The organism is Marinobacter sp. C2H3, from assembly GCF_037080155.1.
In the GTDB taxonomy this organism is placed as follows: Bacteria; Pseudomonadota; Gammaproteobacteria; order Pseudomonadales; family Oleiphilaceae; genus Marinobacter.
This window is the reverse complement of the sequence record NZ_JBBBNZ010000002.1, coordinates 855,094-870,513: the sequence shown is the minus strand read 5'-3', so window position 1 is coordinate 870,513 and position 15,420 is coordinate 855,094. Positions and strand designations below refer to the sequence as shown.

Annotated in this window: 16 protein-coding genes and 2 tRNA genes; 7 read left to right on the top strand and 11 right to left on the bottom strand. The window is 63.5% G+C overall.

Annotated elements, in window-relative coordinates:
* Nucleotides 1-7: 7 nt before the first annotated feature.
* The gene (locus tag V3388_RS09005) at nucleotides 8-1,285 is read right to left on the bottom strand and encodes an O-acetylhomoserine aminocarboxypropyltransferase/cysteine synthase family protein (protein WP_336367191.1); all 1,278 of its coding nucleotides are present in this window, start codon (nucleotides 1,283-1,285) and stop codon (nucleotides 8-10) included.
* Nucleotides 1,286-1,336: 51 nt separating this feature from the next.
* Entirely contained in the window at nucleotides 1,337-2,548 is a 1,212-nt protein-coding gene (locus V3388_RS09000; RefSeq protein ID WP_336367190.1) for a serine hydrolase domain-containing protein, read from the bottom strand.
* Nucleotides 2,549-2,795: 247 nt separating this feature from the next.
* Between V3388_RS09000 and V3388_RS08995 the strand changes: the two genes are divergently transcribed.
* From V3388_RS08995 to V3388_RS08985, 3 genes are all read left to right on the top strand, one after another.
* On the top strand, nucleotides 2,796-3,050 hold the full coding sequence (locus V3388_RS08995; RefSeq protein ID WP_336367189.1) for a GlsB/YeaQ/YmgE family stress response membrane protein: 255 nt from the start codon (nucleotides 2,796-2,798) through the stop codon (nucleotides 3,048-3,050).
* 41 nt (nucleotides 3,051-3,091) lie between these two features.
* On the top strand, nucleotides 3,092-3,430 hold the full coding sequence (locus V3388_RS08990) for a BON domain-containing protein (RefSeq protein WP_336367188.1): 339 nt from the start codon (nucleotides 3,092-3,094) through the stop codon (nucleotides 3,428-3,430).
* A 96-nt stretch (nucleotides 3,431-3,526) separates the two neighbouring features.
* On the top strand, nucleotides 3,527-3,841 hold the full coding sequence (locus V3388_RS08985) for a CsbD family protein (RefSeq protein ID WP_336367187.1): 315 nt from the start codon (nucleotides 3,527-3,529) through the stop codon (nucleotides 3,839-3,841).
* Nucleotides 3,842-3,903: 62 nt separating this feature from the next.
* Here the strand turns inward: V3388_RS08985 and V3388_RS08980 are convergent.
* From V3388_RS08980 to V3388_RS08940, 9 genes are all read right to left on the bottom strand, one after another.
* A tRNA-Met gene (locus V3388_RS08980) sits at nucleotides 3,904-3,980 on the bottom strand.
* Between the two features lie 92 nt (nucleotides 3,981-4,072).
* A complete protein-coding gene (gene ychF, locus V3388_RS08975; protein WP_336367186.1) occupies nucleotides 4,073-5,164 on the bottom strand; it encodes a redox-regulated ATPase YchF in 1,092 nt (363 codons plus the stop codon).
* A gap of 142 nt (nucleotides 5,165-5,306) precedes the next feature.
* Nucleotides 5,307-5,897 carry an aminoacyl-tRNA hydrolase gene (gene pth, locus V3388_RS08970; protein WP_336367185.1) on the bottom strand — a complete coding sequence of 197 codons (591 nt, stop codon included), beginning with the start codon at nucleotides 5,895-5,897 and terminating at the stop codon, nucleotides 5,307-5,309.
* A 21-nt stretch (nucleotides 5,898-5,918) separates the two neighbouring features.
* Complete coding sequence (locus tag V3388_RS08965) at nucleotides 5,919-6,548, bottom strand: 50S ribosomal protein L25/general stress protein Ctc (RefSeq protein ID WP_336367184.1); 630 nt, start codon at nucleotides 6,546-6,548, stop codon at nucleotides 5,919-5,921.
* Nucleotides 6,549-6,696: 148 nt separating this feature from the next.
* Nucleotides 6,697-7,653 (bottom strand): ribose-phosphate diphosphokinase, encoded by a 957-nt coding sequence (locus V3388_RS08960; protein WP_336367183.1) that lies wholly within the window; start codon nucleotides 7,651-7,653, stop codon nucleotides 6,697-6,699.
* Between the two features lie 52 nt (nucleotides 7,654-7,705).
* Nucleotides 7,706-7,780, bottom strand: a tRNA-Gln gene (locus V3388_RS08955).
* 19 nt (nucleotides 7,781-7,799) lie between these two features.
* Nucleotides 7,800-8,660, bottom strand: coding sequence for a 4-(cytidine 5'-diphospho)-2-C-methyl-D-erythritol kinase (gene ispE / locus V3388_RS08950; protein ID WP_336367182.1), 861 nt, complete (start codon nucleotides 8,658-8,660; stop codon nucleotides 7,800-7,802).
* Entirely contained in the window at nucleotides 8,657-9,310 is a 654-nt protein-coding gene (gene lolB / locus V3388_RS08945) for a lipoprotein insertase outer membrane protein LolB (protein WP_336367181.1), read from the bottom strand. Before lolB ends, ispE begins: the two co-directional genes overlap by 4 nt.
* Nucleotides 9,307-11,055, bottom strand: a complete 1,749-nt coding sequence (locus tag V3388_RS08940) for a tetratricopeptide repeat protein (RefSeq protein ID WP_336367180.1) — start codon at nucleotides 11,053-11,055, stop codon at nucleotides 9,307-9,309. Before V3388_RS08940 ends, lolB begins: the two co-directional genes overlap by 4 nt.
* 213 nt (nucleotides 11,056-11,268) lie before the next feature.
* On the opposite strand from V3388_RS08940, the gene hemA reads away from it, so the two are divergent.
* The 4 genes from hemA to V3388_RS08920 are packed head-to-tail and all read left to right on the top strand — an operon-like array spanning nucleotide 11,269 to nucleotide 15,268.
* Nucleotides 11,269-12,558, top strand: coding sequence for a glutamyl-tRNA reductase (gene hemA / locus V3388_RS08935; RefSeq protein ID WP_336367179.1), 1,290 nt, complete (start codon nucleotides 11,269-11,271; stop codon nucleotides 12,556-12,558).
* Nucleotides 12,555-13,643: a peptide chain release factor 1 gene (gene prfA, locus V3388_RS08930; protein ID WP_336367178.1), complete on the top strand. Its 1,089-nt coding sequence runs from the start codon at nucleotides 12,555-12,557 to the stop codon at nucleotides 13,641-13,643. The genes hemA and prfA overlap by 4 nt, the downstream gene beginning before the upstream one ends.
* Nucleotides 13,633-14,529 (top strand): peptide chain release factor N(5)-glutamine methyltransferase, encoded by an 897-nt coding sequence (gene prmC / locus V3388_RS08925; RefSeq protein WP_336367177.1) that lies wholly within the window; start codon nucleotides 13,633-13,635, stop codon nucleotides 14,527-14,529. The genes prfA and prmC overlap by 11 nt, the downstream gene beginning before the upstream one ends.
* A complete protein-coding gene (locus tag V3388_RS08920) occupies nucleotides 14,519-15,268 on the top strand; it encodes a molybdopterin-synthase adenylyltransferase MoeB (RefSeq protein ID WP_336367176.1) in 750 nt (249 codons plus the stop codon). Before prmC ends, V3388_RS08920 begins: the two co-directional genes overlap by 11 nt.
* The last annotated feature ends 152 nt before the right edge of the window (nucleotides 15,269-15,420 follow it).

Sequence of the window (15,420 nt, the reverse complement as noted above, 5' to 3'; positions counted from 1 at the left end):
GGCTGGATCAGCGCTGGGATGCGTCCAGGGCCTGGGTAATGTCCGCCAGGATGTCGTCGACGTGTTCAATGCCGATCGACAGCCGCAGGAGGTTTGAGCTGACGCCGGCAGACTTGAGCTCTGCCTCGCTGAGCTGGCGGTGGGTGGTGGTCGCCGGGTGGCACGCCAGCGACTTGGCATCGCCGATGTTCACCAGTCGCAGGATCAGGTTCAGGGCGTCAATAAACCGGGCCCCGGCCTCGCGGCCGCCTTTGATGCCGAAGCTGAGAATGCCCGAGGCCTTTCCACCGCAGATCTTGTCGCAGGTGGCTTTGTAGGGGCTGGAGGGCAGGGCGGCGTAGTTGACCCACTCGACCGCCGGGTGCTCGTGGAGGAATTGAGCCACGGCTTCGGCATTCTGGCAGTGTCGCTCCATCCGCAGGGCGAGGGTTTCCAGACCCTGCATGATCAGGAAGGCGTTGAACGGTGCCAGGGCGGCGCCGGTGTTGCGCAGGGGCACCACCCGGCACCGGCCGATGAACGCGGCGGGTCCGAGGGCGTCGGTGTAGACCACGCCGTGGTACGACGGGTCCGGCTCATTGAGCATCGGGAACTTGTCGGCGCTGGCCTTCCAATCAAACTTGCCGGAATCCACCACAACGCCGGCCACCGTAGTGCCGTGGCCGCCGATGTACTTGGTCAGCGAGTGGATGACGATGTCCGCCCCGTGCTCGAACGGGCGGCACAGGAACGGCGTGGCGACGGTGTTATCAACAATCAGCGGAACGCCGTGTTTGTGGGCAATCTCGGCCCAGCGCTGCAGGTCCACCACGTTGCCGGCCGGGTTGCCGATGGATTCGCAGAACAGGGCTCGGGTCTGGTCGTCGATGGCCTTCTCGACGGCGTCGAAATCGTCGTGGGGCACCATGCGGCAGTCGATGCCCTGGTTCGGCAGGGAGTGGGCAAAGAGGTTGTACGTGCCGCCGTAGAGCTGGCTGGTGCTGACGATGTTGTTGCCCACCCGGCAGATGGTCTGCAGGGCGTAGGTAATGGCGGCCATCCCGGATGCCACTGCCAGGGCGCCCACGCCGCCTTCGAGGGCGGTCATGCGTTCTTCGAGCACCGCGTTGGTCGGGTTCATGATGCGGGTGTAGATGTTGCCCTGGACCTTCAGATCAAACAGGTCCGCGCCGTGCTGGGTGTCGTCGAAGGTGTAGGACGTCGTCTGGTAGATCGGCGTGGTGGCGGCCCGGGTGGTGGGGTCGCTCTTGAATCCGGCGTGCAGCGCAAGGGTTTCGGCTTTCATGGGTCCGTCCTTGAGTGTTTGAGGTTAGTGTGGTGCCGAGTATGGCACGGGTCAGTCGAGCGCGCCGTAGACCAGCGCACGAAGTTCCTGGCGCAGCGGATAGGACGACGACGGTATCAGCTGGGTCATGAAGATCCCCACCACGTCTTCCACCGGGTCCACCCAGAAGTTGGTGCTGGCCAGGCCGCCCCAACCGTATTCCCCCTCGGAGCCGATGATGTGGGACTTGGGCACGTCGGTCTTGACCGAGAAGCCCAGGCCAAAGCCGCTGCCGGCGTAGGGCGTCTCGCTGAAGCCGCCAATGGTCAGGGAAGGCAGGTCCTGATTGCCGGGGAGGTGGTTGCGGCGCATGAATTCCAGGGTCTTGCGGCCAATAATACGGGCACCGTCCAGCTCACCGCCCTGGCTCAGGGCTCGGGCAAACCGCAGGTAGTCATCCACGGTGGAGGCCAGCCCGCCGCCGCCAGAGAGGAACGAAGGCTTCTTGAGGTAGCGGGAGCGTTCCGGGTCGTCCTGCAGCACCATGGCATCGCCGGGCCGGTAGGCGTAGCAGGCGGACAGGCGCGGCTGCAGTTCCGGGCGCACGTAGAAGCCGGTCTCCTGCATGCCCAATGGCCCGAAGATGTGGTCCTGGAAGTACTCGTCCAATGGCTTGCCAGAGAGCAATTGCACCAGGTAGCCGACCACGTCGGTGGACACCGAGTAGTTCCAGGCGGTGCCCGGGGAGAACTCCAGGGGTAGCTCGGCGAGGTGCGCCACCAGCTTGTCCAGGGTCAGGGTGGCGCTGCCGTCCAGCTTCAATTCCCGGTAAGCGGCGTCCAGCTCGGTGCGCTCGGTAAAGCCGTAGGTGAGGCCGGAGGTGTGGGTGAGCAGGTCCCGAATGGTCATGGTGGTGGTGGCCGGCACCGTCTCGAAATCCGGATAACACCCGCCCTGGTAGACCCGCAGATCGCGCCACGCGGGAATGTACTTGTGCACGGGATCGTCGAGCAGGAACTTGCCCTGCTCGTACAGCTGCATAAGCGCAATGGAGGTGATCGGTTTGGTCATGGAGTAGATCCGGAACACCGTGTCCCGGGTCATCGGCGCGCCACGCTCCACGTCCCGAAGGCCCTGGGCCTGGCACCAGACCACCTCGCCCCGGTGGGCAATAAGAGTGACGGCGCCGGGCAGTTTGCCGGGCTGGATGTAGTTGCGGTCCAGGTGCTGGGTAATACGGTCGAGCCGCTTCAGGGAAAAGCGCGAGGTAGGTCTGTCAGGCATGGCGATACTTCCGGCAGTGGATACATCAGGTCGGGCGCGCCGACATTTTTTCCAAGCATACTGTGAGCGGTACAGGAGGTCTAACCGGGCGCCGCCTTCGGTTCGATGTCGTCACGGTATGTTCGCCAGCGCACCGACGAGGGGTCGGCGCTTGCGTAAGGATAAAACGTCAGGGAATGTGGTCTGTTTTCCAATGGAGCGGTCGACGCGGATTTGACGCCGGCCTTGAGCATGAACGGAGGTCGATATGTCCATACTAGCCTGGATTTTATTAGGTCTGATTGCTGGATTTATCGCCAGCAAACTGGTCAGCGGGTCTGGAAAGGGGATTGTGGTTGATATTGTGATCGGCATTGTTGGCGCGGTCCTGGGTGGCTGGCTATTCAGCGTGTTCGGGATGTCGGGAGTAGGCGCATTTAGCCTTTACAGTCTGCTGGTGGCCACTGTTGGTGCCGTTATTCTGCTGTTGATCTACCACGCCGTCACACGGGCCCCCCATTGAGGGGGCGTCACGACGCCCCAACCGATCATAGGGAGAGTGAAATGAGAAGCAAAAATAGAACAGCCGGCGGCATTTCCATGACGGCCGGATGGATGCTTGGACTTGTGCTGATGTTGACGGCGGCCTGCGCATCCACGGAAACCCGCCAAAGCGCGGGTGAGTATATTGATGACAGCGTGATCACCACCAAGGTGAAGCAGGCCATTTTCAGCGATCCGATGCTGAAGGTGTTTCAGATCAACGTGAAAACCTACAACGCCGTCGTTCAACTGAGTGGGTTTGTCGACTCTCAGGCCGCCATCAACCGGGCCTCTGTGGTGGCTGAGGGGGTTTCCGATGTCAAAGCAGTGAGGAACGACCTCCAGTTGAAGAAGCCATAGGTGCGGCATCGAACGGACGGGTCACTGTGCGGGGAGTAGTGTGATGGAGCGGTAACTGGCGATCACGCCACCAACCGAACACACGAAGAGGTCACCATGAAAAACGTAACGACGACAGCGGGCAAGCCCGAGCCCCTCCCGCCTCAGGCGGCCAAGGGCGACGATGACCTGATGAGCACTGCGCAGGGAGATAGCAAGATGCACACACCCAGTGTTGATGAACTGAAAGGCAAGTGGAAGGAGAGGGTTGGCGCGGTCAAGGTCGCTTGGGGAAAGCTGACCGAGGATGAAATCCTGGCGTCAGAAGGGCGTGAAGAGAAGCTGGCTGGGCTGATCCAGCAGCGGTACGCCATTACCCGGGATGAAGCGAAGAAGCAGGTCAAGGCGTTTATGGACAAGCATCGTTCCTGATGCCAACCGCCGGCCTGAAAAACAACAAAGCCGCTCATTGAGCGGCTTTGTTGTGTCTAATCTGGTAGCAAGGGGCGGAATCGAACCGCCGACCCCAGCATTATGAGTGCTGTGCTCTAACCAGCTGAGCTACCTTGCCATTTCGCTTCGGGCGTCGCCCCAAACGAGGCGCGTATTTTCGGTATTTGGGTTCGGGCTGTCAAGGCCCGGACCCCAAATTTCCCCCGGAAATTACACGTTGAAGCGGAAGTGAATCACGTCGCCGTCCTGGACAATGTAGTCCTTGCCTTCCAGCCGCCATTTGCCGGCATCTTTGGCGCCGGCTTCGCCCTTGTACTGCACGAAATCGTCGTAGCCGACGATCTCGGCGCGGATGAAGCCCCGCTCAAAATCGGTGTGGATCACGCCGGCGGCCTGGGGCGCGGTGGCGCCAATGCGCACGGTCCAGGCGCGCACTTCCTTCGGGCCGGCGGTGAAGTAGGTCTGCAGGCCCAGCAGCTTGTAGCCGGCGCGGATCACCCGGTCCAGGCCCGGTTCTTCCATGCCCATCTCATCCAGGAACATGGCCTTTTCGTCGTCTTCCAGTTCGGAGATTTCCGCTTCCATCTTGTTGCAGATAGGCACCACCACGGCGTTTTCCGCCTCGGCAATGGCGCGGACCGTGTCCAGGTGCGGGTTGTTCTCGAAGCCGTCCTCGGCCACGTTGGCGATGTACATGGTGGGCTTGACGGTGAGCAGGCAAAGCTCGCGCACGAGGACCATCTGGTCCTTGTCCAGGCCCATGCTGCGCACGGGCTTGCCTTCGTTCAGCACGGGCAGCAGCTTCTCGAACATCTCCAGCTGGGCCTTGGCGTCCTTGTCGCCGCTCTTGGCCACGCGCTGCACCCGCTTGATGGCCTTCTCCACGGTGTCCAGATCCGCCAGGGCCAGCTCGGTGTTGATCACCTCGATGTCCGACGCCGGGTCGACCTTGTTGGCCACGTGGATCACGTTGCTGTCGTCGAAGCAGCGCACCACGTGGGCGATGGCGTCGGTCTGGCGGATGTTGGCCAGGAACTGGTTGCCCAGGCCTTCGCCTTTGGAGGCGCCTGCCACCAGACCGGCGATGTCCACAAATTCCATGGTGGTGGGGATGGTACGCTCGGGTTTGACGATCTCGGCAAGCTTGTTCAGCCGCGGGTCCGGCATGGCCACCACTCCAGCGTTCGGCTCAATGGTGCAGAACGGGAAGTTCTCGGCGCCAATGCCCGACTTGGTCAGGGCGTTGAACAGGGTGGATTTGCCGACGTTGGGAAGGCCGACGATGCCGCAGTTAAATCCCATGGAGTGCCTCTGCTGGAACGGAAAATTTTGCGCGGATTATACCGGGCTATGGTGGGGTAAGCGAGTGACGGCGACCGGCACCGGAGGATGGGGCAGGGCGCGTGATTCTTCTGGCAGTTCCTGGGCGGGCTTTTAGACGCGCTCAGGGGGCCGGCTTGAAGCTGTGCAGCCGATTCATGGCGGCGGCCAGTTTGCCGGTGGCGGCATCGGGCAGCACCCGCAGGATTTCACCGATGACGGCGTCGAGATCCTCGGTTTCCCGCTTGCCGAGACGGCCCAGGACATAGCCCGTGACCTTGCGGCTGTCACCCGGGTGGCCGATGCCCAGCCGCAGGCGCTGGAAGTCGTTGGTGCCCAGGTGGGCGATAATGTCACGCAGACCGTTGTGGCCACCGTGGCCGCCGCCGCGCTTGAGTTTTGCGGTGCCGGGGGGCAGGTCGAGTTCGTCGTGGGCTACCAGGATCTGGTCGGGTGCGATGCGGAAAAAGTCCGCCAGCGCTTTCACGGCCAGGCCGCTGCGATTCATGAAGGTGGTAGGGTTGAGCAGATGCAGGTCCAGGCCCTGCCAATGGATGCGGGCGTAAAGCCCGTGGTACTTCTTGTCCGGTCTCAGCGACTGGCCCGCATCGCGGGCCAGCGCCTCGACAAACAGGGCGCCGGCGTTATGGCGGGTCTGATCGTAGTCTGCGCCGGGGTTCCCCAGGCCGACCACCATAAGAATGTCCTGTGCCATACGCCGTTGCCCCTGGCGGGATTACTCCTCGCCGCCTTCCTCGCCTTCGTCTTCGTCAGACTTGGCGCCTTTCGGCTTGTGGATCGCCAGAACCGGCTGGTCATGGTCTTCACCTTGCAGCAGGGCTGCAATGCGAACGCCCTTCGGCAGCTTGAGATCGCTCAGGTGAACAACCTGGTCCATGGCCACGTCGGTCAGATCAACCTCGATGTACTCCGGCAGATCCTTCGGCAGACAGATCACTTCCACTTCGTTGATCTGGTGGGAGACGAGGCCGCCCTGGAGCTTCACGGCCGGCGCAGAATCTTCATTGATGAAGTGCAGCGGCACGTTTACGTGAATCTCGTGATCCTTGTCGACCCGCAGGAAATCGGCGTGGGTCAGAAGAGGCTTGTACGGGTGACGCTGAAGGTCTTTCAGAATCACGCTCTCTTTCTTACCGCCGAGTTCGATGGTCAGGATGTGAGAGAAGAAGGCTTCGTTCTCGAGGGCCTTTTTCAGCTCGTTGTGCCAGATCGAGATCGGGGTGGCTTCTTTTTCGCCACCGTAGATGATCGCCGGAATCTTACGCTCTTCGCGACGCAGGCGGCGGCTCGCACCTTTCCCCTGGTCATCGCGAGGAAATGCTTCAATTACAAAGTCCTGAGACATGACATTTACCTCAATCGTCATCCGAGCGGCCCGCGACCAGGCGCAGAACGGATGAGGTTTCTAAAAAGCCGGCGTGATGCCGGCTGACGAAAAGAATCGGGAGCCCGTATGGACTCCCGATTCGAATGCTTTGTTGCACAGCCTGGAATCAGACCTCGTCAGCTCCGAACATGGCGCTGATGGATTCCTCGTTGCTGACCCGCCGGATGGATTCGGCAAGCAGGCCGGCCATGCTGAGGGGGCGGATTTTAGCACATTCGCGCGTTTTGTCATCAATGGGGATGGTGTCGCACACCACCAGCTCGTCGAGCTCGGAGGCATTGATGTTGTCGATGGCCGGGCCGGACAGCACGGGGTGCGTGATGTAGGCGATGACCCGGGAGGCACCGTGTTCTTTCAGAGCGTTGGCGGCCTTGCACAGGGTGCCGGCGGTATCAACGATGTCGTCCACCAGGATGCAGGTCTTGTCCCGCACGTCACCGATGATGTGCATCACCTGGGACACGTTGGCCTTGGGGCGGCGTTTGTCGATGATCGCCAGGTCGGCGTCGTCCAGGCGCTTGGCCACGGCCCGGGCGCGAACCACGCCGCCGACGTCCGGAGACACCACAATAAAGTTGTCGAAACGCTGCTTCTCAATGTCCTCGAGCATCACCGGGGTGGCGTAGATGTTGTCCACGGGAATGTCGAAGAAGCCCTGAATCTGGTCGGCGTGCAGGTCAACGGTCAGCACCCGGTCCACGCCGATGCTGGAGATCATGTCGGCAACCACTTTCGCGCTGATGGCAACCCGGGTGGAGCGCACCCGGCGATCCTGGCGGGCGTATCCGTAGTAGGGGATAACGGCCGTGATTCGGGTGGCGGAGGCCCGGCGGAGGGCGTCGGCCATCAGGATCAGTTCCATCAGGTTATCGTTGGTCGGGTTGCAGGTGGGCTGAATGATGAAGACATCGTGGCCCCGGACATTCTCGTTGATCTCGACGGTGGTTTCGCCATCGCTGAAGCGGCCTACGGTAGCCTGCCCCATGGGAATGTGCAGTTTTCTGGCAATGGCCTGCGCCAGCGCGGGATTGGCGTTGCCGGCGAAAATCATCAGTTTGGACACGACAGCATCCTTCTCAGTATCGGCGTTGGATTCAGAAGAAGCGGGAGAAAGGTGGCTGGGGTGGCAGGATTCGAACCTGCGCATGACGGGATCAAAACCCGTTGCCTTACCACTTGGCGACACCCCAGTATCGTGCTTTTTTGGCATCATTTCGGCTCTGTCAGCTTTGTGTGCAGAGGTGACTGATTCACCCCTTGAGCTACGAACCCCGTGATGCCGGAGGGTTTGCTTTCCCAGATAATCCGGGCTGCGGATTCTGTCGGGAAACGTCCAAAAATGCAAGCCCCGGTTCCGGTTAATCTTGCAGGTCCGAATTGTGAAAGCCACTCCAGGCTTTGGTTAACCTCTGGATACAGTCCGCGAACTACATCCTCACAGTCGTTTCGGTACCTCGAGGCGTCTCCCTCAAAAGCGGGGCGTATTTTGATTTTCGGGGTGTCTCTTGTCAACCCTTGCTCGGAAAAAATCTTGCCCGTGTTGATGTTGCAAGGCGGCTTCAAAACCACGAACCAGTCTTCCGGTGGGTTGGCCGGTGTCAGCCGCTCGCCGACGCCCTCGGCGAAGGCCGCGCGGCCCCGCACGAACACGGGGACGTCCGCACCGAGGCTCAGCCCGAGTTCGGCCAGCCGGTCTTCGGACAGCCCCAGTGCCCAGAGATGGTTCAGCCCCACCAGCACCGTGGCGGCGTTGGAGCTGCCGCCGCCGAGCCCGCCGCCCATGGGCAGGCGTTTGGTGACGGCGATGGTTACCCCGAGCAGAGGGTGCTTCGCCTGGGCGGCCAGCAGCCGGGCGGCCCGAAGGATCAGGTTGTCGTCGTCCGGCACATCCGGCAGGGATTCAGCGAGGCGCACGCCCGGTTGTTCCGGCGTCAGGGTAAAGGTGAGGTCGTCGCCGTAATCGAGAAACTGGAACAGGGTCTGGAGCTCGTGGTAGCCGTCGGGACGGCGGCCGACAATATGCAGGAACAGGTTGAGCTTGGCCGGGGACGGCAGCGTCAGCGTCGTCATTCCGCCGGCCCCAGCGGCTGCCACTGGCTGATTGCCAGCCGGACCCGGCGGTCACCGCTGACCGCTGTGATGCGCTGGGGCAGGGCGGGAAGGCGGTCCATGAAGCGCTGCCAACGGTCGTAGCGAATGTCCCAGCCGGCCTGTTGGATCATGGCGAGTTGCCCGGACTGATCAAACAGCAGCCGCGCGCCGCCACCGGGGGCGGGCAGGCCGCGAATCCACCAGGACAGGCTTTCCAGAGGTAGCTGCCAGCCGGTGGCGTCGGCGACCAGTTGTTCCGGGTTGGTGGATCGGTACTGGTCGCCGTTGGCCAGGGTCAGCTCCAGCGAGCCGGGGCTGCCTTGGAGGCGAGTGCTGCCCATGCCGAGAAAGGCGGAGGACAGCGCCAGTTCGTACCGGCTGCCATCCTGGCGCCAGTGGTTGATCAGTGCGGTGCCGCTGTCTGAGGGCTGGCGAACGGCCAGCTTGCCGCTCAGGTCCCACCGGTCAAACGCGGCGAGCTGCTGTCGCGTGGCTTTCCAGCCGGCGGGCGGCTGGTCGGTCATGCCCTCGGGCAGCGGCTCCAGTTGAATGGTGGTGCAGGCAGAGACCAGCCCGACCAGGGCAAGGAGGATGGCTCGCCGGCACCAGGACAGGGCGGGGAGCGTCATGGTCTGGTGCTGCCGGTCAGGCGCTCCAGGGTTTCCCGCAGCACCGGATGGTTCGGGTCGGTTTTCAGGCCCTGTTTCCAGACGATTCGCGCCTGTTCTTCATCGCCGGCCATCCAGAGGACTTCCCCATAGTGAGCGGCCACTTCCGGGTCCGGATAGGCTTTCCAGGCGCTCTTTAGGTAGGGCAGCGCTGCATCCAGCCGGCCCTCCTGGTAAAGCACCCAGCCCATGCTGTCGAGGATGGCTGGGTTGTTCGGGTCCAGTTTCAGGGCGCGAGTAATGTACCCCCGGGCTTCCTCGAGCCGGTCGGTGCGGGTCGTGAGGATGTACCCCAGAGCGTTCAGGGCCACGGCGTTGTTTGGTTCCCGTTCCACGATCCGCGTCAGATCCGCCTCGGCCTTTTCGGGCTGATCGAGGCTGTCGTAGAGCATGCCCCGGGCGTAGAGGATCTGGGCATTGTCCGGGTAGGCGTCCAGGGCCTTGGTGGCGCTCGCGAGGGCTTCGTCCGGGCGCTTGGCATCCAGCAGCAGGTTCACCTCCAGCAGCCAGAAGTTTTCGGCCTGCTTGGGATGGCTGTCCCGGAGCGTCCGGACCTGGGCCAGGGCTTCATCGGCTCTGCCCTGCTCAACCAGCAGGGCACTGGCCCGGGCCAGTGCCGGAAAATAGAAACTGCCCTGCTCAACGCTCTGGTAAAAGCCGATAGCGCCATCCTTGTTCCCATCGCTTTCGGCAATCCGGCCCAGGTAGTAGCTGGCTTCGTTGCTGTGGTGACCTCGCTCCACCAGGGAGGTCAGCTCATCGCGGGCGGTGTCTTTTTCCCCGTTTTCGAGGGCGACGAGGGCGTGGGACAGGAGCAGTCCGGCGTTGTCCGGGTAGCGCTCAACCAGGCGCTGAAACTCGTCCTGGGCGGCCTGCAGGTCGCCCTCATCGATCAGCATGCGGGCGTAGAGGGTGCCCATCTGACGGCTGTCCGGGAACCGCCGGGTGTTGGTCATCAAGTAGTCGAGTGCGTCTTCCTTACGCCCGGCTTCATAAAGAAGCTCACCCCTCAGCACGATGGCTGGCTGGAAGTTGTCGTGCGCCTCCAGAAGCGCGTCCAGCCGTTTCAGGGCCATGCCGGATTGGCCATTCAGTTTCAGCAGCAGGGCGATGCTGTACTCCAGCTCCGGATTGTTCGGGTGGCGTTCCGCCATTTTCTGGTAGAGCGACAGCAGTTCCTGTTGTTGTTCCTTGGGCAGGTTGCCTGCCATGGCCGCCAGGCTGTCGAAATCCGCATCGGCACCCTGGTTCAGGATGTGTTCCATGTGGCCGAGGGCTGCTTCCAGGTCGTTGCGTTTGACGGCCTGAATCGCCGCGACCCGATGGGCCTGGAGGTTGTCGGGCTCAACGTCCAGCCAAAGGTCCGCCAGCTGGGTCTGGGCGTTGTCCGCGTTCAGCGACTGGGCAATGCGCATGGCCCGGGCGATCACGCCCTTATCCCGGGACTGCTTGGCGGCTTTGAGGTAGTTCACCAGGGTGACATCATACCGGCCCCGTTGGGCCGCGATTTCAGCGCTGGTGAGCAGATAGAGAACTTCTGGCTGGAAATCGGCGTACTCAATGGCAGGTTCGGCAGGCGCAGCCTTGGCCGCCTGGGCGTGAGCGTTGTCCTGATTGGAAGACGGGTTCAGGCTGGCGCAGCCGGAGAACGTGACGGTGGCGGCACCCAGCAGGCAGGTGACCAAAAACGGTGCGGACTTGGGCATGCAACTTCCTGTGGCTGGTCTCTGTCGGTCGGCCCACCGGCACGGCGGTCAGGGCACCCGCCTATAATGGCATATGCGCCTGATCTTGCCCAATCCCGGCTCGGGGCGTCCGCACTTGCCGAAAGCCCGCGCGGTTCGGGTGGCAGCGGCGAGGATGCGCCGTTAAAATGGCGGAAGTTTAACCTTTTTCACTGTGGGGTTTTGTTGTCCGAGATGGCACTGGTCACACTGGGAATTAACCATCGCACCGCGCCCCTGGAACTCCGGGAGCGCGTGGCGTTCACGCCGGAGCGTCTGCCGGAGGCCCTGGCCGGGCTGCGGGCGGCGTCTGGCGCGGACGAGGTGGCCATTCTCTCCACCTGCAACCGCACCGAGTTGTACCTGGCGGGGAATGACGACTGCGCGCCCCACGTGCTTCGCTGGCTGGCGGGCTTCCACGGCATGGCCCCGACGGAGCTGGAAGAAGCCCTCTATGTGCATCGGGATGCCGATGCCGTTCGTCATATGATGCGGGTGGCCGCGGGCCTGGATTCCATGGTTCTGGGCGAACCCCAGATTTTCGGGCAGTTAAAAGACGCCTATGCCATGGCCCGGGAGCACGGCACCACCGGCTCGTTCCTCACCCGCCTGTTTGAACACACGTTTTCCGTGGCCAAACGCATACGCACCCAGACCGCCATTGGTGAGAACCCGGTGTCCGTCGCCTACGCCGCCGTCTCCATGGCGCACCATATCTTTTCCGATCTTTCCCGGAACCGGGCCCTGCTGATCGGGGCTGGCAAAACCATTGAACTGGTGGCCCAGCATCTGTCCGAAGCCGGCGTGAAGAAATTTGTGGTGGCCAACCGCACCCTGGACCGGGCCCAGGGCCTGGCGGCCGCTCACGGCGGCAAGGGTATCGTGCTCTCGGACATTCCCGCTTACCTCGCGGACGTTGACATTATTATCTCCTCCACCGCCAGCCCGCTGCCGATTCTGGGCAAGGGTGCGGTGGAGCGGGCTCTGAAACAGCGCAAGCGTCGGCCCTACTTTATGGTGGACATCGCCGTGCCCCGGGACATCGAGCCGGAAGTGGCCGCCCTGGACGATGTCTACCTGTACACCGTGGACGACATGCACCACGTGATTGAAGAGAATATTCGCTCCCGGGAAGGCGCTGCCCGGGAAGCCGAGAATCTCGTGACCGACGGCGTGCAGGATTTCCTGCGCCAGCTCCGGGCGCTGGATGCGGTGTCTACCCTCAAACAGTTCCGCCAGCGGGCCGAAGACCTGAGGGATCAGGAGACTGCGAAAGCCCTGCGGGCCCTGCGCAACGGCGGCGATCCGGAAACCGTGCTGCGGGGACTGGCTCGCGGGCTCACCAACAAACTCCTGCACGAGCCCTCGGTTCAGGTCCGCAAGGCCACCGTTGAAGGCCGCGCCGAGGTGACCGACTGGCTTCGCGAGCTGCACCAGCTCGACGCCCCGGAAGCCGATTCTGCCACCACATCGGAAACCCTATGAAGCCATCGATACAAGCCCGCCTCGAACGGTTGGTTGAACGGTTCGAGGAGGTCAGCGCGCTATTGGGCGACGCCGGCACCATCAACGATCAGGAACGGTTCCGCAATCTGTCCCGGGAGTTCGCCGAGATCGAGCCGGTGGTGCAGTGCTTTCGGCGCTGGCAGCAGTCTCTGGCCGACATTGACACCGCCGAGGAGCTGGCCCGGGACGGCGACGCAGACATGCGGGACATGGCGGAAGAAGAGCTGGTCAGCGCCCGCCGCAGCAGCGAAGCTCTCGATGAGGAACTGCAGCGCCTGATGCTGCCGAAAGACCCGAACGACGGCAAAAACGTGTTCCTGGAAATCCGCGCCGGCACCGGCGGCGACGAAGCCGCGATCTTCGCTGGCGACCTGTTCCGGATGTACAGCCGCTATGCGGAGCAGCGCCGCTGGCAGATTGAGGTGCTTAGCGCCAGCGAGGGCGAGCACGGCGGTTACAAGGAAATCATTGCCCTGGTCAGCGGCGCCGGCGTCTACGGCGCGCTCAAGTTCGAATCCGGGGCACACCGGGTTCAGCGGGTGCCGGAAACCGAATCCCAGGGCCGGATTCACACCTCCGCCTGCACGGTGGCGGTGATGCCGGAGGCGGACGAAACCGAAGCGGTGGACATCAACAAGGCCGATCTGCGGGTGGATACCTTCCGGGCCTCCGGCGCCGGCGGCCAGCACGTCAACAAGACCGACTCCGCCATCCGGATCACCCACTTGCCCACCGGGTTGGTGGTGGAATGCCAGGAAGAGCGCTCCCAGCACAAGAATCGGGCCAAGGCCATGAGCCTGTTGGCCTCGCGCCTGCAGAACGCCGAAACCGAACGCCAGCAGAAGGCCATGGCGGAAACCCGCAAGAGCCTGGTGGGCAGCGGCGACCGCTCAGAGCGTATCCGGACCTACAATTTTCCGCAGGGCCGGGTGACCGATCACCGCATTAACCTCACGCTGTACAAGCTGGATGAAGTGATTGGCGGCGACCTGGATGCCGTGGTGGTGCCGCTCCAGCAGGAACACCAGGCCGAGCTTCTGGCCGCCCTATCCAATGACCACTGATCCCAGAGACACGGTGGACGGCCTCCTGCAGTCAGCGTCTGCCCGCCTGGCTGCGGCTGCGCTGGGTGGGGATACCCCTCGACTGGACGCCGAGCTGCTGCTGGCCCACGTGACCGGCCGCAACCGCACTCAATTCCGGGCCTGGCCCGAGCACCCGGTTCCCCCCGAACAGGCGCGCGCGTTTGACGCGTTGGTGGCCCGGCGTGAAGCAGGCCACCCGATTGCCCACTTACTGGGCGAACAGGAGTTCTGGTCCCTGCCGCTGCGGGTGAGCGACGCCACCCTGATTCCCCGCCCGGACACCGAATGCCTGGTCGAAACGGCGCTGACTCTGTCTCTGCCGCACCGCGCCCAGGTGCTGGACCTGGGCACCGGCACCGGGGCCATTGCCCTCGCCCTGGCCTCCGAACATCCCGCCTGGCGGGTGACCGCCTGCGACCGGGTGCCGGCCGCCGTCGAGCTGGCCCGGGACAACGCCCGGAGGCTGAAGCTGGCGATCGCGGTCCATGTCAGCGACTGGTTCTCCGGGCTGCCGGCGTCCCGCTTTGACCTGATCGTGGCCAACCCTCCGTACATCCGGGAGAACGACCATCACCTTGTGGAGGGCGACGTGCGCTTTGAGCCCGCCTCCGCGCTGGTGGCCGGCCCCGACGGGCTGGCGGACCTGCGCCACATCGTAGAACGCGCGCCGGCCTGGCTGGCCCCGGGCGGGTGGCTGCTGTTGGAGCACGGCTACGATCAGGGCGCGGCGGTGCGGGGCTTGCTGCAAGCGCGCGGCTTTGACACCGTGGATACCCGGCAGGACTATGGCCGCCGGGACCGAATGACACTCGGCCGCTGGCCCACCAGGCCGGCGGCTCCTGAGGACATTGACCATGCTCAGTGACGAAGAACTGCTCCGCTACAGCCGGCAGATTCTGCTTCCACGATTCGATATTGCCGGCCAGGCCGCGCTCAAATCCGCCCGGGTGCTGGTGGTGGGTGCTGGGGGGCTGGGGTGTCCCGTGGCCCTCTACCTGGGCGCCGCCGGCGTCGGCCACCTGACCGTCGCGGACGACGACACCGTGGAGTTGGCCAACCTCCAGCGCCAGATCGCCTTTGACAACGGCCAGCTTGGCCAATCCAAAGCCGAAGCGTTAGCGGATCGTGTCCGCCGCATCAACCCGTTGGTGCAGGTGGAGGCGCTCCAGGCCCGCCTGGAAGGCGATGCCCTGATGCGAGCGGTTGAGGCGGCGAGCCTGGTGGTGGACGGCAGCGACAACTTCAATACCCGGTTTGCGGTCAACCGCGCCTGCGTGGCCGCTGGCGTGCCGCTGGTGTCCGGTGCCGCCATCCGCGGGGAAGGGCAGATCTCCGTGTTTGATCCCCGCCGCGACGACAGCCCCTGCTACCACTGCCTCTACCCGGAGCAGGGCAATGAGGATCTGACCTGCTCGGAAGCCGGCGTGATCGCGCCGCTGGTCGGCATGATCGGCGCCACCCAGGCCATGGAGGCCATCAAGGTCATCAGCGGCATCGGCACACCGCTGGTGGGCCGTTTGTTGTTACTGGATGCCTGGCAAATGCAGTGGCGGGAAATGGGGCTGGCCCGGGACCCGGCCTGCCCGGTGTGTGGTGGTCAGTAGCGGCCATCCCGAAAGCTGTATTACCAGCCTTAGTGTTGGCCTGGCCGCCCTGCCGGGGGATTTGGCCCCCGAAACACGCCGTGAATACGTCCCTGTAGGCTCCGCTCCGCCATCCATGGCTCCGCAGGGTTTCGGGGGCCAAATCCACCGGC

Excerpts from the sequence above, each read along its gene's own strand:
- V3388_RS09005 (WP_336367191.1), bottom strand. The coding sequence starts at position 1,285 with ATGAAAGCCGAAACCCTTGCGCTGCACGCCGGATTCAAGAGCGACCCC.
- V3388_RS09000 (WP_336367190.1), bottom strand. The coding sequence starts at position 2,548 with ATGCCTGACAGACCTACCTCGCGCTTTTCCCTGAAGCGGCTCGACCGT.
- V3388_RS08995 (WP_336367189.1), top strand. The coding sequence starts at position 2,796 with ATGTCCATACTAGCCTGGATTTTATTAGGTCTGATTGCTGGATTTATC.
- V3388_RS08990 (WP_336367188.1), top strand. The coding sequence starts at position 3,092 with ATGAGAAGCAAAAATAGAACAGCCGGCGGCATTTCCATGACGGCCGGA.
- V3388_RS08985 (WP_336367187.1), top strand. The coding sequence starts at position 3,527 with ATGAAAAACGTAACGACGACAGCGGGCAAGCCCGAGCCCCTCCCGCCT.
- ychF (WP_336367186.1), bottom strand. The coding sequence starts at position 5,164 with ATGGGATTTAACTGCGGCATCGTCGGCCTTCCCAACGTCGGCAAATCC.
- pth (WP_336367185.1), bottom strand. The coding sequence starts at position 5,897 with ATGGCACAGGACATTCTTATGGTGGTCGGCCTGGGGAACCCCGGCGCA.
- V3388_RS08965 (WP_336367184.1), bottom strand. The coding sequence starts at position 6,548 with ATGTCTCAGGACTTTGTAATTGAAGCATTTCCTCGCGATGACCAGGGG.
- ispE (WP_336367182.1), bottom strand. The coding sequence starts at position 8,660 with ATGACGACGCTGACGCTGCCGTCCCCGGCCAAGCTCAACCTGTTCCTG.
- lolB (WP_336367181.1), bottom strand. The coding sequence starts at position 9,310 with ATGACGCTCCCCGCCCTGTCCTGGTGCCGGCGAGCCATCCTCCTTGCC.
- V3388_RS08940 (WP_336367180.1), bottom strand. The coding sequence starts at position 11,055 with ATGCCCAAGTCCGCACCGTTTTTGGTCACCTGCCTGCTGGGTGCCGCC.
- hemA (WP_336367179.1), top strand. The coding sequence starts at position 11,269 with ATGGCACTGGTCACACTGGGAATTAACCATCGCACCGCGCCCCTGGAA.
- prfA (WP_336367178.1), top strand. The coding sequence starts at position 12,555 with ATGAAGCCATCGATACAAGCCCGCCTCGAACGGTTGGTTGAACGGTTC.
- prmC (WP_336367177.1), top strand. The coding sequence starts at position 13,633 with ATGACCACTGATCCCAGAGACACGGTGGACGGCCTCCTGCAGTCAGCG.
- V3388_RS08920 (WP_336367176.1), top strand. The coding sequence starts at position 14,519 with ATGCTCAGTGACGAAGAACTGCTCCGCTACAGCCGGCAGATTCTGCTT.